A 20977-nucleotide genomic window follows, 5' to 3' on the forward strand; every position below is an offset into this window, starting at 1 on the left:
CGGGAGGCCCTGGTCGTGGCGGTTGTCGACAGGGCGGCACAGCCGCCCAGTGGATGCACGAGGGGGCCGGCACCCGGCCCTCGCGGCCGTGCCGACTGACGTCGGAAGACGTCGGAAGGAGCGGTTAGCCAGGGAGGTGCCCGGCCCAGCGAGTGCGGGCGTGGTGCCACGCCCACGAGGGAGATGCCGTCGTGACTGCGCAGCGTTCACCCCGCAAGGCCTCTGGCCGTTCTTCGACCGGTGCCTCTGGCCCGGAGAAAGCCTCGATCTCGCCCGAATCCCAGCGGTCCACTTACGTGCTCGACACGTCGGTCCTGCTCTCTGACCCCTGGTCGGTGACCCGTTTCGCCGAACACGCGGTCGTGCTCCCGCTGGTCGTCATCAGTGAACTGGAGGCGAAACGTCACCATCCCGAACTGGGGTGGTTCGCGCGCGAAGCGCTCCGCATGCTCGACGACCTGCGTCGTCAGCACGGAAGGCTCGACGCGCCGATCCCGATCGGTGAGCACGGCGGCACCCTGCAGGTGGAGTTGAACCACTCCGATCCCACGGTGCTCCCGGTCGGCTTCCGCACCGACTCCAACGACCACCGCATCCTCGCCTGTGCGCTCAATCTGGCGGCGGAACGCGCGTCGGTCACGCTGGTGACCAAGGACATCCCCCTGCGCGTCAAGGCGGGAGCCGTCGGCCTCGAAGCCGACGAGTACCGCGCGCAGGAGGTGACGCCCTCGGGCTGGACGGGGATGGCGGACGTGGACGTCCCGCAGACCCTCATCGACGGGCTGTTCAGCGGCTCTTCGGTGGATCCGGCGGAATTCGGGATGCCCGAGGTCGGTGAGCTGCCCTGCCACACCGGGTTGAGGCTGCTCGCGGGCAGTTCGAGCGCGTTGGGCAGGGTCACCGCGGACAAGCGGATCCGGCTCGTGCGCGGTGACAAGGAGGCGTTCGGGCTGCACGGCCGCTCGGCCGAACAGCGGGTCGCGCTGGATCTCCTGCTGGACTCCGACGTCGGCATCGTCTCGCTGGGCGGACGGGCCGGGACGGGTAAGTCGGCGCTCGCGCTCTGCGCGGGGCTGGAGTCGGTGATGGAACGCCGCCAGCACCGCAAGGTGGTCGTGTTCCGGCCGGTTTACGCGGTCGGCGGCCAGGAACTGGGCTACCTGCCCGGTTCCGAGAGCGAGAAGATGCAGCCGTGGGCGCAGGCGGTGTTCGACACCCTCGGCGGGCTGGTCAGCCAGGACGTCCTCGACGAGGTCTTCGACCGCGGCATGCTCGAGGTGCTCCCGCTGACCCATATCCGCGGCCGGTCGCTGCACGACACGTTCGTCATCGTCGACGAGGCGCAGTCCTTGGAGCGCAACGTGCTCCTGACCGTGCTTTCGCGGCTGGGCACGGCCTCGCGGGTCGTGCTCACGCATGACGTCGCGCAGCGAGACAACCTGCGGGTCGGGCGGCACGACGGAGTTTCCGCGGTGATCGAGAAACTCAAGGGTCACCCGCTGTTCGCGCATGTCACGCTGACCCGTTCCGAGCGTTCGCCGATCGCGGCGCTCGTCACCGAGATGCTGGAGGACCACGGCTGACCGGATCCGGGGGAGTCCTCTCAGGACAGTCCTAAGAGGACTCCTCCGGGTGTCACCAGCCTGACGGCAGCGGGCGTCCTTCCGCGAAGCCCGCGGCGGACTGGATCCCGAGCAGCGCGCGCTCGTGGAACTCCTCCAGCGTCCGGGCGCCCGCGTACGTGCAGGCCGAACGGACACCGGAGCCGATCGAGTCGAGCAGGTCCTCGACGCCGGGGCGAGCCGGGTCCAAGGCCATCCGCGACGCCGAGATGCCCTCTTCGAACAGGCCCTTCTTGGCGCGTTCGAAGACGTTGTCCGTACGCGTGCGGGCGCCGACGGCGCGCTTCGACGCCATGCCGAACGATTCCTTGTACGGCTTGCCCTGCTCGTCGTAGCGCAGGTCGCCCGGGGATTCGTGGGTGCCGGCGAACCACGAGCCGACCATCGCCGCCGACGCGCCGGCGGCCAGCGCGAGCGCGACGTCGCGCGGATGCCGCACGCCGCCGTCCGCCCAGACGTGCTTGCCCAGTTCACGAGCCGCGGCCGCGCATTCGGCGACGGCGGAGAACTGCGGGCGCCCGACGCCGGTCATCATCCGGGTCGTGCACATGGCGCCGGGGCCGACGCCGACCTTGACGACGTCCGCTCCCGCGTGGATCAGGTCGCGCGTGCCCTCCGCGGTGACCACGTTCCCGGCGACCACCGGGACCCGCGGGTTCACCGACCGGACGGCCTTGAGCGCGGAGATCATCTTCTCCTGGTGTCCGTGCGCGGTGTCGACCACGAGCACGTCGACGCCCGCCGCGAGGACGGCTTCGGCCTTCGCCGCGACGTCGCCGTTCACGCCGATCGCGGCGGCGACACGCAGGTTGCCGCCGTCGTCGACGGCCGGGGTGTAGATCTCCGCGCGCAGTGCCGCGATCTCGGTGAGGACGCCCGCGAGCCTGCCGTTCTCGTCGATGCCGAGCGCGAGGCGGCCGCCGTGGTCGTGCAGCCGCTCGAACACCTCGCGCGGCGGAGTGTCCAGCGGGACCGTGACGACCGCGGGCTCCGCGACGTCGGCCAGCCGCGCGAAGCGGTCTACGCCGGCGCAAGCCGCTTCGTCGACGACGCCGACGGGCTTGCCGTCCTCGTCCACCACGACGACGGCGCCGTGGGCCCGTTTGCCGACCAGGTTCAGCGCGTCGGCCACCGCGTCGCCGCCGGTCAGCACGAGCGGGGTGTCCCACACGGGGTGACGGCTCTTGACCCAGGTGACGATGTCGGCGACCGCGGCCACGTCGACATCCTGCGGGAGGACCACGAGCCCGCCGCGCCTGGCGACCGTTTCGGCCATCCGGCGGCCCGCGACGGCGGTCATGTTGGCGACCACGATCGGGATCGTCGCGCCGGTGCCGTCCACAGTGGACAGGTCGACGTCGAAGCGGGACTCCACGTCCGACCGGTTCGGCAGGAGGAACACGTCGTCGTAGGTCAGGTCGTGAGCGGGCCGATGCCCGTCGAGAAAGCGCACGAGGCCCCAGGATACCCGCGTGGGACAATGGCGGCATGACGGACCGGGACCGTGACGAAGCCGGACGAGCCCGCAACGCGCGCCCGCGAGACGGTCTCGGCAGGCCGCTCCCGTACGGCGCCGACGGTGTCGAACGGCAGCCCGAGGGCATCGAACGCAGCCCCGAGGACACCATCTCCGAGGCTCAGCGCCTGCTCGACGCGGGCCGCCCGTTCCACGCGCACGAGGTATTCGAGGACGCGTGGAAATCCACCGACGGCCCGGAGCGGGAGCTGTGGCGCGGCCTGGCGCAGCTCGCCGTCGGCCTGACCCACGTGGCCAGGGGGAACGGCAACGGCGCGGCTTCGCTGCTGGAGCGTGGCGCGGACAACATCGAGCCGTTCCGTGAGGCCGGGCCGCACGGGATCGACATCCCGGGGTTGCAGGCTTGGGCGCGGTCGATGGCCGAAGAAGTGAAGGTGCGGGCTCGGGTGGAGCCGGTCGCGCCTCGTCTACTGGGCCAGTAGGGCCGAACCCGAGCGGTACAGCTCGATCAGCAGCGGCCGCAGTTCCTGTCCCGCGGGAGTGAGCCGGTAGCCGGTCCGGCTCGGGAAGCCCGGCAGCTCCTCGCGCACGGCGAGGCAATCCGGCTCCGGACGCCGTGTTCGTCCGCCGGGACGGTGTGCGGGTGAGCGGCGCGGAACGCCGGGCCGCGAACGGCGGGATCCTCGCGCTCGGGCGACCGACCGAGGTGACGCCGCGCCAGGTGCACGTCGCCGGTGACCTGGCCCTCCTGATCGTCGACTGGAGCATCGAAGGGCACCTCGCCGCGACGGCGACCGACGTCGCGAAGCGTGGCGAGGACGGGCTCTGGCGCTACGTGATCGACAACCCCTTCGGCATCGCCGCGCCTTGAGTACTCGACATACCGCGAGTATGTTACTTCGAGTAGGGATACTGATCAGTAGGTAACGGCGGGAGAAAGCGCGATGAGCGAGCCCAAGGAACTGCTGGCCGAACCGCTGAAACTGCGATGCGGCGCGACCCTGCCGAACCGGCTGGCCAAGGCCGCGCTCAGCGAGCAGCTCGGCGACCGCCGCAACCGGCCGACCGCCGAACTGGCCGAGCTGTACCGGACGTGGTCCCGCGGCGGCGCCGGGACGCTGATCACCGGCAACGTCATGGTCGATCCGACCGCGCTCGGCGAACCGCGCAACGTCGCGGTGCCGCGGGAGCCGGACGCGACCGAGTTCAAGCCGTGGGCGCGGTCGGTCGACGGGACCGAGACCCGGTTGTGGGCCCAGCTCAACCACCCTGGCAGGCAGAGTCCGCGTTTCCTGTCCCGGCAGCCGGTCGCGCCGTCCGCGGTGCCGTTCGGCGACCGAGGCATCCGCTCGGTGTTCGCGACGCCGCGGGCGCTGACCGTCGACGAGATCGAAGCGATCATCGACCGGTTCGGCGTGGCCGCGCGGACCGTCGTCGACGCCGGGTTCGCCGGGATCCAGATCCACGGGGCACACGGCTATCTCGTCTCGCAGTTCCTGTCGCCCCTGACCAACCGGCGCACCGACGGCTGGGGCGGTGACGCGCTCCGGCGGCGCCGGTTCCTGCTGGAAGTGGTCGCCCGCGTGCGCGCCGAGGTCGGCGACGCGGTGCCGATCGCGGTCAAGCTCAACAGCGCGGACTTCCAGCGCGGCGGGTTCAGCGAAGAGGAATCGCTCGAAGTCGTCCGCGAACTGGGTGAAGCGGGTATCGACCTGCTGGAGGTCTCCGGCGGTACCTACGAGAAGGCCGCCATGATGGGGTCGGCCAAGGCGAGCACCGCCAGTCGCGAGGCTTACTTCCTCGACTACGCCACGAAGGCGCGGCAGGTCACGGACGTCGCGCTGATGGTCACGGGCGGCTTCATCAGCCCACAAGGCATGGCGGACGCGCTGCGCTCCGGCGCGCTGGACGTCATCGGTCTCGGCAGGCCGCTGATCGTCGACCCGGCATTGCCCGGACGCCTGCTGGGCGGCGAGGACGCCCGCGCCCAGCGCACGGCGCCGAAGATCGGCGTCCGGCTGGCCGACAGCCTGCTCGAGATCCAGTGGCACACCCAGCAGATGCACCGGGTGGCCGCCGGGAAACCGGTGGACCGGCGGCTCGGCGCGGTGCGGACGCTAGTACGTGCCGGCGTCGCGGATCCGCTCAACGCTTTCCGGCGGGTCCGGGGCTAAGTAGTCGTCCACCTCGTCCTTGCGGCTGAACGTGCGGTCGAAACCGACCGCGGCCGCCGCGAGACCGATGAACAGCACACCGATCAACACGCAGTTGAACGCGACACCGCCGTAGCCGTTGATGCCCGGGTCGACGAACGGGTACGGGTAGAACCCGATGATCGCGCCGCGCACCAGCGTGACGGCGAGCCAGGCCATCGGGTACAGCAGCGACCACCACAGAACGCGCCACGACAGCTGGCCGCGCGGCCCGAACAGCAGCCAGCCCGCGACGCACATCAGCGGCGACACCTTATGCAGCATCGTGTCGGCGAACACCGCCCAGCCGTGCAGTTCGTAGAGATCGGCGAGCGCGACCTGGAAGACGACACCGGTCACGGTGATGCCGACCAACCCGGTGAGCCGCAGTACGCCGAACAACGTCGACCGGCCCGCGACACCGAGCGCGAGCAGCAGGCTGCCGGCGCCGACCAGGATGTTCGAGTCGATGGTGAAGAACGCGAGCAGGTTGGCCACCCGGCCGGCCGGGGTGTGGAAGGTGCCGCCGGTGGTGCCCGCGGAGACCGGGATCTGCGCGGCGAGACCGGCGATCACCACCAGCGCCGTCAGGCCGAACCAGGCACGCGCGATCTTGGAAGCCTGCATTCGCCCACTTTATGGGTGATCGGGTGGCGACGTCCCGTCACCACCGCACGCCGCCACTCGATCGGGGGCGGGACGCCGCCGGGTCTTCCCGCCCACCGGGTCATATCGTGGGAACCGATGGACGTCGAGCGGAGGCCCGGACGCCGCGGCCGGGTCGCGCGGGGTCCGGCGGAGGACAGCGGACCCGTCGCCGGGTTCGCGCGGCGGCTGTGGGAACTGAAACGGGCCGCCGGTGACCCTTCCTACGACCGGATGCGTGACGAGTACGGCGCGCTCGCGTCGAAATCGGCGCTTTCGGCCGCGGCCCGCGGGGAGCGGCTGCCCAGCTGGGAAACGTCCTGGGAGTTCGTTCGCGTGCTGGCCGTCGGTGTGCTCGGCGGCGGCGAGGACGAGGTCCGCCACGAATGGCGCGGCGAGTGGGAACGCGCGCGGGACGCGCTGACCGCCGGCGCCGTGCCGGAACCCGTGCCCGGACCCGCGCCTGAGCGGTCACGCCGGACGGCGTTCGTCCTCGCCGGCGCCGTGGCGCTCGTGCTCGTCGCGGCGCTGGTGTTCGTCTTCGCGGTCCCGTTCGGCTCCGAGCCCGCCGCGCCGGCCGGTGACGCGTCCGAATTCGTCGCCGACGTGACCGTGCCCGACGGCAGCGAAGTCGCGGCCGGCTCGGTCTTCGTGAAGACCTGGGAGTTCCGCAACGCGGGAACGGTCGGATGGGTCGGCCGCTATCTGGTCCGCGCCGGGTCGTTCGGGAATCCCGGCGAATGCGCCACGCCCGAGCGCGTCCCCGTCCCGCAGACCGCCCCCGGCGAGCATGTCCGCGTCTCCGTCGAGGTGCGCGCGCCCGACCGTCCCGGGCATTGCCAGGTGTACTGGAAGATGGCCGACGAACAGGGCCACATCCTGCTGCCGAACACCCGCGCGGTGTTCTTCTCGGTCCGCGTCATTTGACTTTCCGGGCCGATGGCCAAAGCGCTGACCTGCGCGGACATTGTTCGTTCGGCCATGGCCATTCCGCGGTCGTGAATCGCTTCCGAAGTGGCTTCGGCGGCCTTTAACGTCATCGGCGTCCGGGAATTCCGGACGGGGATTTTCCGAAACACTCTCACATTATTTGCGGAAAGGGAATCCATGCGTCCGTACGTCAAGGTCGCCGCACTGGCCGGGGCCGCGCTCACCGTGGCGCTCCTGCCGGTCACCGCCGCACAAGCGGCTCCGGCGCCCGCTTCGGGCAGAGATCCGATCATCACCTGCGAATCCGGCTATCACGGCTGGATGCGCCGGGCCGGGAAGGACGCGATCTGCCTCAAGCCGGGCACGCGCACCTGGGACGTCAAGGTGTTCGAATGCGCCGGGGATCTGACGGTGCATTTCAAGAACGGCGAGAAGGCTTACTGCGGGGGAAACATGAAGATCGGCCTCGACCTGGCCGTCCAGTCCAATGTCGTCAAGACCGTTGTGGGGAACCGATGAAGAAGAAGCTGCTCGCCGTCGTCCCGGTCGCGCTGGCCGGCACCCTGCTGATGGCACCGTCCGCTTCGGCGGCGTCGAAGGTCTGTGAGGGCGGACCGCTGATGGGCGGGAAGACGAAGGTCGTCGAAGTGAGCGCGGGGCAGAGCATCGACATCACCGTGCACAACCACGACTACCGGGGAATGCTCGTCCAGATCATCGACGACACCTTCGACAAGGGCCTCTGGAGCGGGGCCATCGCGCCGGGCAAGGAGCGCACCGTCAAGCACGGCGTGCTCGGGGAGCCGCCGGTGTATCACAAGATCCGCTTCGAGGTGACTTCCAACCTTTCGAACAACTACACGTACAAGATCTCCTCGGACCGCTGCTACTGACGCGTTTCGTCCTCTGGATGCGGTCGTTGCACGCGCAAGGATCGCATTCAGAGGACGAAATGCGGTCAGGGCTTGAGGAGGCCGCGCACGGTGTCGATGGTGTCGGCGTCCGCGGCCTCCTTGTCCGGCCGGTAGCGCACGACGCGCGCGAAACGCAGCGCCAGCCCGCCCGGATACCGCGTGCTCACCTGAGCCGCGTCGAGTTCGATTTCGACGACGAGCTCCGGCCGCACGTGGACCGCCCAGTCCGTGCGGTGGGTCTCGATCTCCTGGAACGTCTTCGTCTGCCAGGCCAGCAGCTCGTCGGTCATACCCTTGAACGTCTTGCCGACCATGATCGGCGGGCCACCGTCGGGGTCGCGGGCGCCGAGATGCAGGTTCGACAGCGTGCCGGTGCGCCTGCCGTGCCCCCATTCGGCGGCGAGCACGATCAGATCGATCGTGTGCACCGGTTTCACCTTGAGCCAAGCGCGGCCCCGGCGCCCCGCCGCGTACGGCGAAGTGAGGTCCTTGACCATCACGCCTTCGTGCCCGGCGGCCATCGCCGCTTCCAGCACTCCCTCCGCCGAGGCGGGGCTGACCTCGCCCGGGATGACGTGCTCGCCCGCGACGCGGCGCAGGGCGGCGTTCCGTTCGGAGAGCGGCGCGTCCAGCAGGTCGACGCCGTCGAGGTGCAGGCAGTCGAAGAAGTACGGCCGCAGCAACAGCGCCTTGACCTGCTCCTCGCGGCTGCTGCCGAACCGGCTCAGCGTCTGCTGGAACGGCCTGGGCCTGCCGTCGTCGGTCAGGGCCAGGGTCTCGCCGTCGAGCACCACCGACGTGCACGGCAGGGAACGCACCAGATCCACCAGCTCTTCGACGGTGCCGGTGATCTCCCGCAGCGTCCGCGTGTAGATGTGCACCTCGTCGCCTTCGCGGTGGACCTGGATCCGCGCGCCGTCCATCTTGTACTCGACGAGCGCCTCGGCGTGTTCGGTGATCGCCTCGTCGAGCGACTCCGCCGGGGAGGCCAGCATCGGCCGGATCGGCCTGCCCAGCGCCAGTTTGAACTCCGCCAGCCGCTCGCGGCCGCCCGTCATCGCGGCCAGGCCCGTCACCGGGAGCTGTCCGGACAGCATGAACGCCCGCCGGACGTCTTCGACCGGGATCTCGGACGCCGCCGCGATGGCGTCCACCATGATCCCTTCGAGCGCACCCTGCCGGAGCTCGCCGCTGATCAGCCGGAACAGGAACTCCTGCTCCTCCTTGGTCATCTTGACGAGCAAGACCCGCAGGGTCTCCGCGCGCAGCTTCACCGACCCCGAACCCGACACCGCTCCCACCGTGTCGAAGGCCGTGTCGACCTCGGACACGGTCAACGACGGCTCGGCGGCCGGGGCCGCGTCCACGGCGGCCAGCGTCCGCCAACCGGTGCCGATGCGGCCCTGGGGCAGCTGCCCGGTGAGGAACGCGATGACCGCGGGGAGCTCCAGCTCGCCCGCGGCGCGCAGCACCGCGGCCAGGGTGGCGATCTTCGCCTTTCTGGACCTCGTGGCGGCGATTTCGGCCGACGCGGTGACCACCTCGGTGAGCAACATGGATCCATCATGGACCCGGACACCGACAGTTTCGCCTTCAAGCGTGCGCGGGATCGGCGACCCAGCTGGCGAGCAGGCGGAGCGCGCGTTCGCTGCCGGAGCCGGGCTCGGCGGTGTAGATCACCAGGGCCTGGTCGGGATCGTCGGGCAGGCGCAGCGTCTCGTAACGCAGCCGCAGCTCACCCACGATCGGGTTGATCATCACTTTCCACGCGTGCGCCTTCTCGCGCACGGTCTGCTTCGCCCACAGCTTCCGGAAGTCCTCGCTGCCGAGGGAGAGCTCACCGACCAGCTGGGCGAGATACGGGTCGTCCGGATACCGCCCGCTCTCGGAGCGCAGGTTCGCGACGATCTCCTTCGCCACGGTTTCCCACTCGGGATGCAGCTCGCGGGCGTCCTCGTCGAGGAAGAACATCTTCGGGATGTTGCGCTCGCCCGCCGGCCGCGAAGCGAAATCGAAGGACAGAGCGGCGCCGAGCGGGTTCCAGGCCAGCACGTCGCCGTAGCGACCGTAGACGAGGGCGGGGGACTGGAGGGCGTTCAGCATCGTCTGCAGTTCCGGCCGGAGCCGCTGTGCCCGCGGCCGCGCGATGCGTTTGCGTTTCGGGGTGGCCAGATTGCGCAGGTAGGTGTCTTCGTCGCGGTGCAGCCGCAGCGCGCGGCTCAGCGAATCGAGGACGGAATCGGACACGTTGCGTGCCCGGCCCTGCTCCAGGCGCGTGTAGTAGTCGACGCTGATCCCGGCCAGCTGCGCCAGCTCCTCGCGCCGCAGCCCCGCGACCCGCCGCTGGTTGAACCCCGTCGGCAGGCCGAGGTCCGCCGGGTCCAGCGCGGCCCTGCGTGCCTTGAGGAATTCGCCCAGTCCGGCCGTCTCGGTCATGACTTCGAGTATCCCGGTCTCGTCGGGTGGGTGCCTGGTCCTGGCAGACCCAGGCTGGGCGACCCCTCACGCTGATCCCCACATTGCTCGACCGTCCACAGGGGACACCGCCAAGGCGGCCATGCCCGGTTTGGTCGTTCTAACGACAATCGCCACTCACGACCCCACTCGGAAACAGGTGAACCTCCTGTCATCCGCCGTACGCCGAGAGTGGTACCGGCCAGCGCTTATGCGACTTTGCCGGGACCCTGGCGCTAGACGTTGTGAAGGGGGCCTTCATGTACTCGGCAAGGTGAAGGGCGAGTTTCCTCGGCTGAGCCGAGGGATGGGGGCCTTCACGGACTTTTGGTCCAGTGCGACAACTCCGATTTGGACCTTCGCCCAGGGCCAAAGAGTCGCCATCGTGAAGCCATGGACAACGACAGAAGAGCCGTGACGATCGGCGTACTGGGGGTGCTGATCGTCGGCGCGTCCGTGCCGGTGACGGGAATGCTCGACGGCTACCCCGTCATCCCCGGACAGGCGCTGCGCTACGCGCTGGCGGGAGTGCTCCTGCTGGCGTGGGCGCGGCTGAGCGGGCGTCCGTTGCCGTTGCCGGGCGCGCGCGACCTGCCGTCGCTGATCGCCCTCGCGGCGACCGGGATGATCGGGTTCCAGGCGTGCCTGCTGTTCGCGCAGCGCTACGCCGAACCCGGTCTCGTCGCCGCCTTCCTCGGCGGCACACCGCTCGTGCTCGCGCTCGCCGGTCCGCTGGCGAAGGGGAAACGGCCGTCGTGGGCGCCGGTGACCGGGGCGGTACTCGCCGGGCTCGGGATCGCCGTGCTCTCCGGCGGCGGTGCGGCGCGCTGGCAAGGGCTGGTGCTCGCCGCGCTGGCCATGGTGTGCGAAGCGCTCTTCACGCTGCTTGCCGTCGGCGTGCTCGAAAGGCTCGGGCCGTTGGCGACCGCGACCTGGGGGTGCTTCGCCGCGGGAGCCGGCGGCGCGGTCGTCGGGACGATCATCGACCCGTCCGGCGCCTGGGCGTGGCCGGACGGGCGTGAACTGATCGCGCTCGGCTACCTGACGGTCGTCGTCACCGCGATCGCGTTTCTTCTTTGGTACTCGGCGGTTTCCGTACTCGGCGCGGATCGGGCCGGGGTACTGGTCGGGTTGATGCCGGTCTCCGGGCTCGCCGTTTCGCTCCTGCTGGGAATGCAGGATTTCCGCTTCTCGCAAGTGATCGGAGTGGTGCTCGTGTCGTCAGGCGTCGTGATCGGCCTGCGCCGTCGCAAGCTCGACGAGCCTGGCGCACTTGACGTCGAAATGCTTCACGACGTCGCCGCCGATGACCGCGACCATGACCGCGCGCATCGGCCCGCCGAGGGCGACCTCCTGGACGAACTCCGTCCCGCCGTCGACGGCGGTCAGCCGCAGCACGAGATCCATGGCACCGAAGGGAATCGGCTGGCGAAGGGCGATCTCGCGGTCCTGGATCAGGGACGTGATCGTGAACGGCTCGGCGACCCGTGAGTGCACGCGGCCGCGAAAGCCGTTCGGGACGAGGAAACCGGTCGTCCCCGTCGCGGCGGGGCCGTGCAGTTCGGCGGCGCTGAGGTCGGGATCCCAGTCGGGCCAACGGCCGAAGTCGGCCAGCGAGGGCCAGAGCGCCGACGGCGGACAGGGAAGGATTTCGCGCGAGATTCTCGTCCAGGTCATACCCGGACGATATACGGAACTGTCGGTCTCGTAAACTGTGGTCATGGCGAGAGGCAGGCCGAGGGAAGAGGGAATCGACGACGCGGTCCGCGAGGCCGTGCGGGCGTTGCTGACCGAAACCGGTTACCAGCGCTGCACGATCGACGCGGTCGCGGCGCGCGCGGGCGTCGGCAAGGCCGCGGTGTACCGGCGATGGCGGTCGAAGGCGGAACTCGTGTTCGCCGCGGTGATCCATCCGGTCGAGCTCGAACCGCCGTCGGACACCGGCTCGCTGCGGGGCGACGTGGCGGCGGTCCTCGAAGTGATCCAGTCCTCTTTGGACGGTGTGGAACTGCGGCAGGCGTTGCCGTCGCTGCTCGCCGACGTCCGGGCGGATCCGGTGCTGGAGGCCCGGTTCGGCGAGGTCTTCCTCGGCCGCGAACGCGGCTATCTGGTCCAGACGCTGGATCGGGCCGTCGCGAGAGGGGAACTCCCACGACGGCCCGAGCCGGCTCTCGTGCACGCGATCCTGCTCGGTCCGGTGCTGACCTGGCTGCACCTGTTCACCGAGACACCGCCTTCGGGTGGGCTGGCGGCTTCGCTCGCCTCACCGCTTCACGCGGCTGTGGTCGCTCTCGGCGCTTAGCGGCCTCCGCGCGCCATACGGAGGACGTCGAGAGCCTCGTCCAGCTGTGCTTCGGTGAGCTTGCCGTTCGCGACGTGACCGCGTTCGATCACGACCTCGCGAATGGTCTTCAGCTCCTTGAGCGCCTGCTTCGCGATGGCGGCGGCCTCTTCGTAGCCGATGTACTTGTTGAGCGGCGTGACGATCGACGGCGAACCCTCGGCGTACTCGCGCGCGCGGTCGGCGTTCACCGTCACACCCGCGAACACCTTGTCCGCCAGCAGTCGCGAGACCGCGGCGAGCAGCCGCGCCGATTCGAGCACGTTGCGCGCGATCACCGGCAGGTTCACGTTGAGCTGGAAGTTGCCCGCCGCGCCCGCGAACGCGACCGCCGCGTCGTTCCCGATCACCTGGGCGACCACCTGCAGCGTCGCCTCCGGGATCACCGGGTTCACCTTGCCCGGCATGATCGACGAACCCGGCTGCAGATCCGGCAGCGCCAGTTCGGCGAGCCCGGTGCGCGGGCCGGATCCCAGCCAGCGGAGGTCGTTCGCGATCTTGTTCAGCGATACCGCGACCGTGCGCAGATGCCCGGACGTCTCGACGACGCTGTCCTGCGTCGCCTGCGCCTCGAAGTGGTCGCGTGCCTCGGTCAGCGGAAGCCCGGTCACCGAAGCCAGCTCCTGCGAGACCGCCGAGCCGAAGCCCTCGGGCGCGTTCAGCCCGGAGCCGACCGCGGTCCCGCCGATCGGCAGTTCGCCGAGCCGTGGCAGGCCCGACTTCAGCCGTTCGACCCCGAACCGGACCTGCGACGCCCACGCGCCCGCTTCCTGGCCGAAGGTGATCGGCACGGCGTCCATCAGGTGTGTGCGGCCGGACTTCACGATGTCCGCCCATTCGCCCGCGCGCGTCTCGATGGCGGCGGCCAGGTACTCCAGAGCAGGGATCACATCGGAGAGCACTGCTTCCGTCGCGGCGACGTGGATCGTCGTCGGGAAGGTGTCGTTCGACGACTGCGAAGCGTTGACGTGGTCGTTCGGGTGCACGTCCCGGCCCAGCGCCTTCGACGCGAGCGTCGCGATGACCTCGTTGGCGTTCATGTTCGACGAGGTCCCGGAACCGGTCTGGAACACGTCGATCGGGAAGTGCGCGTCGTGCTCGCCCTCGGCGACCTCGTCGGCGGCCTTCGCGATGGCCTCGGCGACCTCGGCGTCCAGCACGCCGAGCCGCGCGTTGACCCGCGCCGCGGCGGCCTTCAGCAGGCCGAGCGCGCGGATCTGGGCGCGCTCCAGGCCCCGGCCGGAGATCGGGAAGTTCTCGACGGCGCGCTGCGTCTGCGCGCGGTAGAGGGCGTCGACGGGGACGCGCACCTCGCCCATGGTGTCGTGTTCGATCCGGTATTCCTGTTCAGCCATACCCCAAGTCTCGCGCAGCGTCTCCCGGCGCGCTCCGTGTCTTTCGGCACGCGAGGGCTAGGATCGAATTGTGTTCTCGATCACGCCGCCCACCACCGGCCGGGAGAGTGCCGAATGAGCGAGTCCGCTGGGGAAACGTCGTACGACCTCGTCATCATCGGGGCGGGTCCGACAGGTCTTTTCGCCGCCTACTACGCGGGATTCCGCGGCCTTTCGATGGCCGTCGTGGATTCACTGCCGGAAGCGGGCGGTCAGGTCACCGCGATGTACCCCGAAAAGATGATCTACGACGTCGGCGGGTTCGCCGAGGTCCGCGGTCGCGATCTGGTCCGGGGCCTGCTCGACCAGGCGGCGCCGTTCAAACCCGTGTACCTGCTCGGTCGCAAGGCAGAGAAACTCGAAAGCGTCGAAGGCGGCGTCACCATCACCCTCGACGGCGGGCAGGTCCTGCGCGCCGGCGCGGTGCTGATCACCGCCGGGATCGGCGAGTTCACGCCGAGGCCGCTGCCCGCGGGCGACGGCTGGCTCGGCCGCGGCATGGTCCATTTCGTGCCGTCGTTGAAGGCGCACGAAGGGCAGCACGTGGTCGTCGTCGGCGGCGGGGACTCGGCGTTCGACTGGGTGCTCGCGCTGCATCCGGTCGCCGCGAGCGTCACTCTCGTGCACCGCCGCGCGAAGTTCCGCGCGGCCGAGTCGATCGTGCGGCAGGCGCGCGAACTCGGCGTGCGGATCGTCACCGACGCCGAAGTCACCCGGTTCCTCGATCGCGACGGCACGCTGGCCGAGGTCGAGATCCGGCTCAAGGGCGCCGAGCCCGAGGTGCTGCGCGCCGACACGGTGGTCGCCGCGCTCGGTTTCACCGCGGATCTCGGGCCGATCGAAAGCTGGGGACTCCAGATCGACCACCGCGCGATCGCCGTCGACTCGACCATGGCGACCCCGCGGGAGCGGGTCTACGCGGCGGGCGACGTCGCGGCGTATCCGGGGAAGGTGAAGCTGATCGCGACCGGGTTCGGGGAAGCGGCGACGGCGGTGAACAACATCGCGGTCGCTTTGAATCCGGAGGCGCATCTGTTCCCCGGTCACTCCAGCAACGCGGAGTAGCGCACGTCAAGCGGGCGGAGCGGGCGTAGGCGGCGTGATCTTCTCCGCGATCCACTGCGCGTACGCCACGACCGAAGTCGCGATCGACGGCGAGGTCGCGCACACCGGATCCGCGTTGCCCGGGCGGCTGATCGTGCCCAGCAGCACCCACTTCTCGTCGACCTTGGCGATCTCCGGCCCACCGGAATCGCCGTAGCACGAACCCGTGTTCCCACCGGGGTTGTCGGTGCACAGTTCGACCGCCCCGTCGAACTTGGCGGTGCATCGCGTGCCTTCGACGATCTTCGTGTCCAGTTGCTGCAGCGTCGCCGGACCCTTGCCACAGCCCGAAGTCGGGCACGTCTGGCCCCAGCCGAGCAGCCGTGTCGCCGTCCCGGGCGCCACGACGGCCCCGATCGCGATCGGCGCCGTCTTCACCGGGGCGGCCAGCCGCACCAGCGCGAGATCGCCGCCCGCGTGCTCGGGTTCGGGGTTGTAGGACGGATTCACCACGATCTCGGCGAGTTTCGCGATCTCGCCACCCTGGGTGTTGTCGTTGCTGCCGATCCGCGCGCCCAGATTCGCCGCGTTCTTGCCCTCGACGCAGTGTCCCGCGGTCACGAGCCAGTCCGCCGCGATCAGCGTCCCGGCGCAGAAAGCCTTGCCGGAGGCCGAATGCAGCGAAACGATGAACGGGTAGGGCTCATCTGCCTCTCTGCCGCCGACGAGGTCGCCCGCGCCCGTGGCCTGCCCGACCGGCGTGAGGACCATCGCCGCGAGCAGGACCACGAGCACGCGCTTGAGCACGGTTTCTCCTTAGGGGAGCGGGGGAACGACGTCGTCTTCCAGAGTGTCGTCGAGGTGGCCGTCGAAGTTGACGGACGAGTACGAGCGGAGCTTGGTCAGCCGGTGGTAGCCGTCGATCATCCGGACCGTGCCGGACTTCGACCGCATCACGATCGACTGGGTCGTGGCGCCGCCCGCGCGGTAGTGCACGCCGCGCAGCAGGTCGCCGTCGGTGACGCCGGTGGCGCAGAAGAACACGTTGTCGCCGCGGACGAGGTCGTCGTTGCCGAGCACGCGGTCGAGGTCGTGGCCCGCGGCCAGCGCCTTCTCGCGCTCCGCGTCGTCCTTCGGCCACAGACGGCCCTGCAGTTCGCCGCCGAGGCACTTCATCGCGCAGGCCGCGATGATGCCTTCGGGGGTGCCGCCGATGCCGAGCAGCATGTCGACACCGGTGCTCGGCCGGGCCGCGGCGATCGCGCCCGCGACGTCGCCGTCTGAGATGAACCGGATCCGGGCGCCCGCCTCGCGGACCTCCTTGATCAGCTGCTCGTGGCGCGGCCGGTCGAGGATGCACACGGTGACGTCGGAGACGCTGGAGTTCTTGGCCTTCGCGACCCGGCGGATGTTCTCCGCGATCGGGGCGGCCAGGTCGACCTTGCCCGCGGCGTCCGGGCCGACGGCGAGCTTCTCCATGTAGAACACCGCGGACGGGTCGAACATCGCGCCGCGTTCGGCGACCGCGAGCACGGCCAGCGCGTTCGGCATGCCCTTGGCCATCAGGGTCGTCCCGTCGACCGGGTCGACCGCGACGTCACAGTCCGGCCCGTCGCCGTTGCCGACCTCTTCCCCGTTGAACAGCATCGGGGCTTCGTCCTTCTCGCCCTCGCCGATGACGACGACACCGCGCATCGACACGGTCGAGACCAGCTGGCGCATCGCGTCCACGGCGGCACCGTCCCCGCCGATCTTGTCCCCGCGGCCCACCCAGCGGCCCGCGGCCATCGCGGCGGCTTCGGTCACGCGGACCAGTTCCATCGCGAGGTTGCGATCGGGGGCTTCAGGACGTCGCGAAGAGCTGGCGGACGAGGTGGGGGTGGGCATGCGGCCTCCCGGGTCAGGAACTCGGCGGGGTCCCAGTCTCTCAGATACCCACGGTGGTTCGGTGGCGCAGGAGCATGGTGAACGTCACTGACCGTCGCCGGCCTCGTCCTCGACGGACGACAGCGCGGCCTCGATCCGCTCGCGCGCGCCCTCGAGGTGGTGCTCGCAGACCTTCGCCAGCTGCTCGCCCTTCTCCCACAGGGCGAGCGACTGTTCCAGGGACAGCCCGCCCGCTTCGAGTTCGCGGACGACCTCGACCAGCTTGTCGCGGGCCTGCTCGTAGCCGAGTTCGGCGGTCTCGCTCACGCTGTGCTTCCTTCTACCGGACGTCGATGCTTGCCGATACCCGCGCACACTACCGCGCCGGCCATGGCGTTGTCGTAACCCACGAAGGCGAGAGCGAACTCCTGGCCGTCACCCTCCGCGATCGCCGCGACGAGGTTCTCCTGCGCCCGCGCCACCCGTTTGCGGTGCACGGAACCGTCCGCGAACCACCATCGGGTGCCGACGTGCTCGGCCGTCGCTTCGGAGAGTTTCCGCAGCTGGGCATCGAGACCCCGCTTTGTCGAAAACTCACACCCCGCCAGCAGCACGGTCCAGCATTCGGCGGCCGCGCGGTCGGTCAGCAGCGCGTTGCGCAGGACCTCGGGGGCGTCGGCCCGTCTCGCGGCGTCGATGGTCAAAGGCAGGAAACTCGCCGTCAACGCCCCTCCACCGGCTCTCCTGAGACGACGGCGCCGAGCGCGCCGTCGACCACGCGGACGCGCAGTTTCGCGCCGTCCACGACCTCGGAGACGGACCGGAGTACCTGGAGGTTGCCTTCGGAATCGGTGTACTGCACCACGGCGTAGCCGCGTTCGAGGGTCGCCGCCGGGCCGAGCGCGGTCAGCCGCGCGCGGGCGCTGGCGATCTCGGCCTGGTCCTTCGCGAGCAGCGTGAGCATCGCGCGGCGACCGCGTTCGCGGTGGATCTCCACGTCGTCGGAGCGCCGCTGGATCGGGCCGAACGGGTCGGCGAGCACGGGGCGGCTGCGCATCTGGTTCAGCAGCCTGACCTGCGTGTCCACCCAGCCGTGCAGGGCGCGGCGGCCGCGGTCGCGCATCTGGTGGACGCGCTGGGTCTCCTCGCGCACGTCGGGCACGATCCGCTTGCTGGCGTCGGTCGGCGTCGAGCAGCGGAGGTCGGCGACGTGGTCGAGCAGCGGGGTGTCCGGCTCGTGCCCGATGGCGCTGACCACCGGCGTTCCGGCGGCGGACACGGCGCGGCACAGCGCTTCGTCGGAGAACGGCAACAGGTCTTCCACGCTGCCGCCGCCGCGCGCGATCACGATGACGTCGACGTCCGGGTCACGGTCCAATTTGGACAGTGCCTGGAGGATCTGGGGAACGGCCAGCGAACCCTGGACGGCGGTGTTGATCACCTTGAACGCGACATGCGGCCAGCGGGCCTGCGCGTTCACGAGGACGTCGCGTTCGGCGGCGGAGGCGCGTCCGGTGATGAGCCCGATTCCCTTGGGCAGGAACGGGATCTTGCGTTTGCGCTCCGGCGCGAACAGGCCCTCGGCGGCCAGCAGCCGTCGCAGCCGCTCGATCCGCGCGAGCAGCTCGCCGATGCCGACGGCGCGGATCTCGTTGGCGCGCAGGCTCAGCGAACCGCGGTTCATGAAGAACGTCGGCTTCGCGTGCACGACGACGCTCGCGCCTTCGCGCAGCGGCGGTTCGATCGTGCGCAGCAGGCCCATCGGGCAGGTCACCGACATCGAGACGTCCGCGGACGGGTCGCGCAGGGTCAGGAACGCGGTGTTGGTGCCTTGGCGGGCCGAGATCTGCGTGACCTGGCCCTCGACCCAGACCGCGCCGAGGCGGTTGATCCACTCGCCGACCTTGCGGGCGACCGTGCGGACCGGCCACGGGTTTTCGGCGGTGGTGGACGGACCGGCCGCTGAGGTGGGTTCGGCGCTCACTGGCCTTCCGCGCCGTCGCCGTCGGCCTTCTTCACGTTCCCGATGCGCCGCGCGAGCATGCCGACGAACGACGCCCTGTCGGCGTTCGCCTTCTCGTAGGTCAGCAGCTCTTCCAGCTGAGCGAGGTCGAACCGGCGCAGACGGGCGCGCAGCTGCGGCAAGGTGAGCGTGTCGTAGTCGTCGAGCCCGGCCGGACCGGAGGTCACGGGCGCGCTCGCGCTGTCGAACTCGCCGTCGGCGTGCTCCTCGGCGAGCGCGCGCTCCTCCTCGGCCCACGGGTCTTCGGTGAGCGCTTCGAGGTCGTGGAGGTGGCCGTTGGTCTCGGCGCGCGGCTCGGGGACCTCGGCGTCCTCCCGCAGCGGGATGACGCACGAGTCGCGTTCGTACCGGCGTTCACCCAGGTCCGGCGGGAGATCTTCGTCGAAGGTCGCCCAGCTGGGCGTGTCCTCGACCGGGCGAAGGCCCGACAGCGCGTCGTCGCCCTTGATGGCGAGCTCGGTGACGTGCTGCTGGACGCGCATGGAGAACTGGAGCACCTGGCTGACCACCGTGACGGGGAGCCCGGTGAGCTGCTTGGGAAGTTCGCGAACCCGCTCGGCGGTGGTGACGGCGAGGCCCGCGGCGACCCGGAGGGGGAGCGGGAGAGGCTTCATGCGTCTAGCCTGCCGTATTCGGCCCATCCTGCCCAACCGAACGGGTGTGTCGGCTCACAGGACGTGACTCCCCGCACATACTTTGGAGGGGTTCGCTGGTCACCTGAACGTGAGTGCGAGGAGCCCCCGGGGCAGCCCGTACCCTGGGGGCATGAGTTCTGCGAGTCCCGGAATCACGCCCGCCGGCAGTCCGACGATCACCGAGTCCGGTGTGCCGGCAGGTGGCAAACGTGTCCTGCTCGCCAAGCCTCGCGGCTACTGCGCGGGTGTCGACCGCGCGGTCATCGCCGTCGAAAAGGCACTCGAGCTCTACGGCGCACCCGTGTACGTGCGCAAGGAGATCGTGCACAACCGGCACGTCGTGGAGACCCTGCGCGAACGCGGGGTGATCTTCGTCGACGAGACCTCCGAGGTGCCCGAGGGTGAACTGGTGGTGTTCTCCGCGCACGGCGTCTCGCCCGCGGTGCACGCCGAGGCGGCCGAGCGCAACCTGCGGACCATCGACGCGACCTGCCCGCTCGTGACGAAGGTGCACAAGGAAGTCAACCGGTTCGCGAAGGACGACTACGACATCCTGCTGATCGGCCACGAAGGCCACGAAGAGGTCGAAGGCACCGCCGGCGAGGCTCCCGACAAGGTGCAGCTCGTCGACACCGCCGAGGACGTCGACAAGGTCCAGGTCCGCGACCCGTCGAAGGTCATCTGGCTGTCGCAGACCACCCTTTCGGTGGACGAGACCATGGAGCGCGTGGATCAGCTGCGGGACAAGTTCCCCGGCTTGGCCGACCCGCCCAGCGACGACATCTGCTACGCCACCACGAACCGCCAGGTCGCGGTCAAGGCCATGGCTGCCGAGTGCGACCTGGTGCTGGTGGTCGGCTCGACGAACTCGTCCAACTCGAAGCGGCTGGTCGAGGTCGCGCTGAAGGCGGGGGCGCGCGCGTCGCACCTGGTCGACTTCGCGCACGAGGTCGACGAAGCCTGGCTCGAAGGCGTCGAGACCGTCGGAGTCACCAGTGGTGCTTCGGTGCCGGACGTGCTGGTCATGGACCTGCTGGCGTGGCTGGCCGAGCGTGGCTGGGACAGCGTCGACGAGGTCACGACCGCGAACGAGAAGATCGCGTTCGCGCTTCCGCACGAGCTGCGCAAGGCCGCGAAGGCCTGACGTTCCTTACGAGAAAGGGCCGTCCGAGGAAGTCCTCGGGCGGCCCTTTCTGCTGGTCAGCGGCTCAAGTGGTAGCAAAGGTCCCTTGCTTCACCGCTCGTCGTCCCACGGCCGGCGGCGGGGCGGCTGCCCTCCACGGCGCGGGTCGTCCGCACGCGGCGGGCGTCGGCGCGGGGCACCGGGGGCGCTTTCGCCACGGGGATCGCGGCGACGAGGTTCGCCGTCTTCCGGGCGTGGCCGCCGGGGCTGCCGTCCCGGGGGCGGCGGCTTGCGGGCGCCGGTTTCGGTGTCGCGGC

The 20977-nt window shown here is 70.1% G+C and carries 24 protein-coding genes and 1 pseudogene; 11 read left to right on the forward strand and 14 right to left on the reverse strand.

Annotated elements, in window-relative coordinates; genetic code table 11:
- Positions 1-296 precede the first annotated feature (296 nt).
- Entirely contained in the window at positions 297-1583 is a 1287-nt protein-coding gene (locus ACSMFO_RS10555; protein WP_143202492.1) for a PhoH family protein, read from the forward strand.
- 52 nt (positions 1584-1635) lie between these two features.
- On the opposite strand, the gene ACSMFO_RS10560 is transcribed toward ACSMFO_RS10555, so the two are convergent.
- Positions 1636-3075, reverse strand: a complete 1440-nt coding sequence (locus tag ACSMFO_RS10560) for a GuaB1 family IMP dehydrogenase-related protein (RefSeq protein WP_436458302.1) — start codon at positions 3073-3075, stop codon at positions 1636-1638.
- Between the two features lie 35 nt (positions 3076-3110).
- On the opposite strand from ACSMFO_RS10560, the gene ACSMFO_RS10565 reads away from it, so the two are divergent.
- Positions 3111-3581, forward strand: a complete 471-nt coding sequence (locus ACSMFO_RS10565; RefSeq protein ID WP_436458304.1) for a DUF309 domain-containing protein — start codon at positions 3111-3113, stop codon at positions 3579-3581.
- On the opposite strand, the gene ACSMFO_RS10570 is transcribed toward ACSMFO_RS10565, so the two are convergent.
- Complete coding sequence (locus tag ACSMFO_RS10570; RefSeq protein ID WP_436458305.1) at positions 3567-3689, reverse strand: winged helix-turn-helix transcriptional regulator; 123 nt, start codon at positions 3687-3689, stop codon at positions 3567-3569. The two genes, ACSMFO_RS10565 and ACSMFO_RS10570, sit on opposite strands and share 15 nt — an antisense overlap.
- A gap of 53 nt (positions 3690-3742) precedes the next feature.
- Here ACSMFO_RS10570 and ACSMFO_RS10575 point away from each other — a divergent pair, with 53 nt between their 5' ends.
- Positions 3743-3970 carry a hypothetical protein gene (locus ACSMFO_RS10575; protein WP_436458307.1) on the forward strand — a complete coding sequence of 76 codons (228 nt, stop codon included), beginning with the start codon at positions 3743-3745 and terminating at the stop codon, positions 3968-3970.
- A 73-nt stretch (positions 3971-4043) separates the two neighbouring features.
- Positions 4044-5273: an NADH:flavin oxidoreductase/NADH oxidase family protein gene (locus tag ACSMFO_RS10580; protein ID WP_436458309.1), complete on the forward strand. Its 1230-nt coding sequence runs from the start codon at positions 4044-4046 to the stop codon at positions 5271-5273.
- Here ACSMFO_RS10580 and ACSMFO_RS10585 read toward each other — a convergent pair.
- Positions 5217-5918: a Pr6Pr family membrane protein gene (locus tag ACSMFO_RS10585; RefSeq protein WP_436458310.1), complete on the reverse strand. Its 702-nt coding sequence runs from the start codon at positions 5916-5918 to the stop codon at positions 5217-5219. The genes ACSMFO_RS10580 and ACSMFO_RS10585 overlap by 57 nt on opposite strands.
- Before the next feature lie 117 nt (positions 5919-6035).
- Between ACSMFO_RS10585 and ACSMFO_RS10590 the strand changes: the two genes are divergently transcribed.
- The 3 genes from ACSMFO_RS10590 to ACSMFO_RS10600 all read left to right on the forward strand — a co-directional run bounded on the left by ACSMFO_RS10590 (position 6036) and on the right by ACSMFO_RS10600 (position 7759).
- Positions 6036-6863 (forward strand): NBR1-Ig-like domain-containing protein, encoded by an 828-nt coding sequence (locus ACSMFO_RS10590; protein WP_436458312.1) that lies wholly within the window; start codon positions 6036-6038, stop codon positions 6861-6863.
- Between the two features lie 180 nt (positions 6864-7043).
- Positions 7044-7385: a hypothetical protein gene (locus ACSMFO_RS10595; RefSeq protein ID WP_436458313.1), complete on the forward strand. Its 342-nt coding sequence runs from the start codon at positions 7044-7046 to the stop codon at positions 7383-7385.
- A complete protein-coding gene (locus ACSMFO_RS10600; RefSeq protein ID WP_038508432.1) occupies positions 7382-7759 on the forward strand; it encodes a hypothetical protein in 378 nt (125 codons plus the stop codon). The genes ACSMFO_RS10595 and ACSMFO_RS10600 overlap by 4 nt, the downstream gene beginning before the upstream one ends.
- Before the next feature lie 65 nt (positions 7760-7824).
- Here ACSMFO_RS10600 and ACSMFO_RS10605 read toward each other — a convergent pair whose 3' ends face one another.
- Together ACSMFO_RS10605 and ACSMFO_RS10610 are read right to left on the reverse strand one after the other, a co-directional pair.
- Positions 7825-9336 carry an ATP-dependent DNA ligase gene (locus tag ACSMFO_RS10605; protein ID WP_436458315.1) on the reverse strand — a complete coding sequence of 504 codons (1512 nt, stop codon included), beginning with the start codon at positions 9334-9336 and terminating at the stop codon, positions 7825-7827.
- A 37-nt stretch (positions 9337-9373) separates the two neighbouring features.
- Positions 9374-10216 carry a helix-turn-helix domain-containing protein gene (locus ACSMFO_RS10610; RefSeq protein WP_436458317.1) on the reverse strand — a complete coding sequence of 281 codons (843 nt, stop codon included), beginning with the start codon at positions 10214-10216 and terminating at the stop codon, positions 9374-9376.
- A gap of 411 nt (positions 10217-10627) precedes the next feature.
- Between ACSMFO_RS10610 and ACSMFO_RS10615 the strand changes: the two are divergent.
- Positions 10628-11458: pseudogene (locus ACSMFO_RS10615) on the forward strand (DMT family transporter); the annotation flags it as partial.
- Here the strand turns inward: ACSMFO_RS10615 and ACSMFO_RS10620 are convergent.
- A complete protein-coding gene (locus ACSMFO_RS10620; RefSeq protein ID WP_436458318.1) occupies positions 11456-11956 on the reverse strand; it encodes an SRPBCC family protein in 501 nt (166 codons plus the stop codon). The pseudogene ACSMFO_RS10615 and the gene ACSMFO_RS10620 sit on opposite strands and share 3 nt — an antisense overlap.
- Between ACSMFO_RS10620 and ACSMFO_RS10625 the strand changes: the two genes are divergently transcribed.
- A complete protein-coding gene (locus ACSMFO_RS10625; RefSeq protein WP_436458319.1) occupies positions 11955-12536 on the forward strand; it encodes a TetR/AcrR family transcriptional regulator in 582 nt (193 codons plus the stop codon). The genes ACSMFO_RS10620 and ACSMFO_RS10625 overlap by 2 nt on opposite strands.
- On the opposite strand, the gene ACSMFO_RS10630 is transcribed toward ACSMFO_RS10625, so the two are convergent.
- On the reverse strand, positions 12533-13930 hold the full coding sequence (locus tag ACSMFO_RS10630) for a class II fumarate hydratase (protein ID WP_350584272.1): 1398 nt from the start codon (positions 13928-13930) through the stop codon (positions 12533-12535). The genes ACSMFO_RS10625 and ACSMFO_RS10630 overlap by 4 nt on opposite strands.
- Before the next feature lie 114 nt (positions 13931-14044).
- Here ACSMFO_RS10630 and ACSMFO_RS10635 point away from each other — a divergent pair, with 114 nt between their 5' ends.
- A complete protein-coding gene (locus ACSMFO_RS10635) occupies positions 14045-15034 on the forward strand; it encodes an NAD(P)/FAD-dependent oxidoreductase (RefSeq protein ID WP_073844790.1) in 990 nt (329 codons plus the stop codon).
- A gap of 6 nt (positions 15035-15040) precedes the next feature.
- On the opposite strand, the gene ACSMFO_RS10640 is transcribed toward ACSMFO_RS10635, so the two are convergent.
- From ACSMFO_RS10640 to ACSMFO_RS10665, 6 genes are all read right to left on the reverse strand, one after another.
- Complete coding sequence (locus ACSMFO_RS10640) at positions 15041-15820, reverse strand: S1 family peptidase (RefSeq protein WP_436458321.1); 780 nt, start codon at positions 15818-15820, stop codon at positions 15041-15043.
- A gap of 9 nt (positions 15821-15829) precedes the next feature.
- Entirely contained in the window at positions 15830-16900 is a 1071-nt protein-coding gene (gene glpX / locus ACSMFO_RS10645; RefSeq protein ID WP_037340889.1) for a class II fructose-bisphosphatase, read from the reverse strand.
- A gap of 84 nt (positions 16901-16984) precedes the next feature.
- The gene (locus ACSMFO_RS10650) at positions 16985-17206 is read right to left on the reverse strand and encodes an exodeoxyribonuclease VII small subunit (protein ID WP_037340891.1); all 222 of its coding nucleotides are present in this window, start codon (positions 17204-17206) and stop codon (positions 16985-16987) included.
- A complete protein-coding gene (locus tag ACSMFO_RS10655; protein WP_016337160.1) occupies positions 17203-17604 on the reverse strand; it encodes a hypothetical protein in 402 nt (133 codons plus the stop codon). Before ACSMFO_RS10655 ends, ACSMFO_RS10650 begins: the two co-directional genes overlap by 4 nt.
- Entirely contained in the window at positions 17601-18863 is a 1263-nt protein-coding gene (xseA, locus tag ACSMFO_RS10660) for an exodeoxyribonuclease VII large subunit (protein ID WP_436458324.1), read from the reverse strand. Before xseA ends, ACSMFO_RS10655 begins: the two co-directional genes overlap by 4 nt.
- Positions 18860-19516: a lipid droplet-associated protein gene (locus ACSMFO_RS10665; protein WP_436458326.1), complete on the reverse strand. Its 657-nt coding sequence runs from the start codon at positions 19514-19516 to the stop codon at positions 18860-18862. Before ACSMFO_RS10665 ends, xseA begins: the two co-directional genes overlap by 4 nt.
- Positions 19517-19667: 151 nt before the next feature.
- Between ACSMFO_RS10665 and ACSMFO_RS10670 the strand changes: the two genes are divergently transcribed.
- Entirely contained in the window at positions 19668-20681 is a 1014-nt protein-coding gene (locus ACSMFO_RS10670) for a 4-hydroxy-3-methylbut-2-enyl diphosphate reductase (RefSeq protein WP_037340897.1), read from the forward strand.
- A gap of 56 nt (positions 20682-20737) precedes the next feature.
- Here the strand turns inward: ACSMFO_RS10670 and ACSMFO_RS10675 are convergent.
- A partial coding sequence (locus tag ACSMFO_RS10675) for a hypothetical protein (RefSeq protein ID WP_436458328.1) occupies positions 20738-20977 on the reverse strand: 240 nt, incomplete at its 5' end.

It is taken from the genome of Amycolatopsis sp. w19, from assembly GCF_051373225.1.
Taxonomy (GTDB): domain Bacteria; phylum Actinomycetota; class Actinomycetes; order Mycobacteriales; family Pseudonocardiaceae; genus Amycolatopsis; species Amycolatopsis japonica.

Bases quoted from the DNA above. Each gene is read 5' to 3' on its own strand.
- ACSMFO_RS10565 (WP_436458304.1), top strand. From the start codon at position 3,111: ATGACGGACCGGGACCGTGACGAAGCCGGACGAGCCCGCAACGCGCGC.
- ACSMFO_RS10580 (WP_436458309.1), top strand. From the start codon at position 4,044: ATGAGCGAGCCCAAGGAACTGCTGGCCGAACCGCTGAAACTGCGATGC.
- ACSMFO_RS10585 (WP_436458310.1), bottom strand. From the start codon at position 5,918: ATGCAGGCTTCCAAGATCGCGCGTGCCTGGTTCGGCCTGACGGCGCTG.
- ACSMFO_RS10590 (WP_436458312.1), top strand. From the start codon at position 6,036: ATGGACGTCGAGCGGAGGCCCGGACGCCGCGGCCGGGTCGCGCGGGGT.
- ACSMFO_RS10595 (WP_436458313.1), top strand. From the start codon at position 7,044: ATGCGTCCGTACGTCAAGGTCGCCGCACTGGCCGGGGCCGCGCTCACC.
- ACSMFO_RS10600 (WP_038508432.1), top strand. From the start codon at position 7,382: ATGAAGAAGAAGCTGCTCGCCGTCGTCCCGGTCGCGCTGGCCGGCACC.
- ACSMFO_RS10605 (WP_436458315.1), bottom strand. From the start codon at position 9,336: ATGTTGCTCACCGAGGTGGTCACCGCGTCGGCCGAAATCGCCGCCACG.
- ACSMFO_RS10610 (WP_436458317.1), bottom strand. From the start codon at position 10,216: ATGACCGAGACGGCCGGACTGGGCGAATTCCTCAAGGCACGCAGGGCC.
- ACSMFO_RS10625 (WP_436458319.1), top strand. From the start codon at position 11,955: ATGGCGAGAGGCAGGCCGAGGGAAGAGGGAATCGACGACGCGGTCCGC.
- ACSMFO_RS10620 (WP_436458318.1), bottom strand. From the start codon at position 11,956: ATGACCACAGTTTACGAGACCGACAGTTCCGTATATCGTCCGGGTATG.
- ACSMFO_RS10630 (WP_350584272.1), bottom strand. From the start codon at position 13,930: ATGGCTGAACAGGAATACCGGATCGAACACGACACCATGGGCGAGGTG.
- ACSMFO_RS10635 (WP_073844790.1), top strand. From the start codon at position 14,045: ATGAGCGAGTCCGCTGGGGAAACGTCGTACGACCTCGTCATCATCGGG.
- glpX (WP_037340889.1), bottom strand. From the start codon at position 16,900: ATGCCCACCCCCACCTCGTCCGCCAGCTCTTCGCGACGTCCTGAAGCC.
- ACSMFO_RS10665 (WP_436458326.1), bottom strand. From the start codon at position 19,516: ATGAAGCCTCTCCCGCTCCCCCTCCGGGTCGCCGCGGGCCTCGCCGTC.
- ACSMFO_RS10670 (WP_037340897.1), top strand. From the start codon at position 19,668: ATGAGTTCTGCGAGTCCCGGAATCACGCCCGCCGGCAGTCCGACGATC.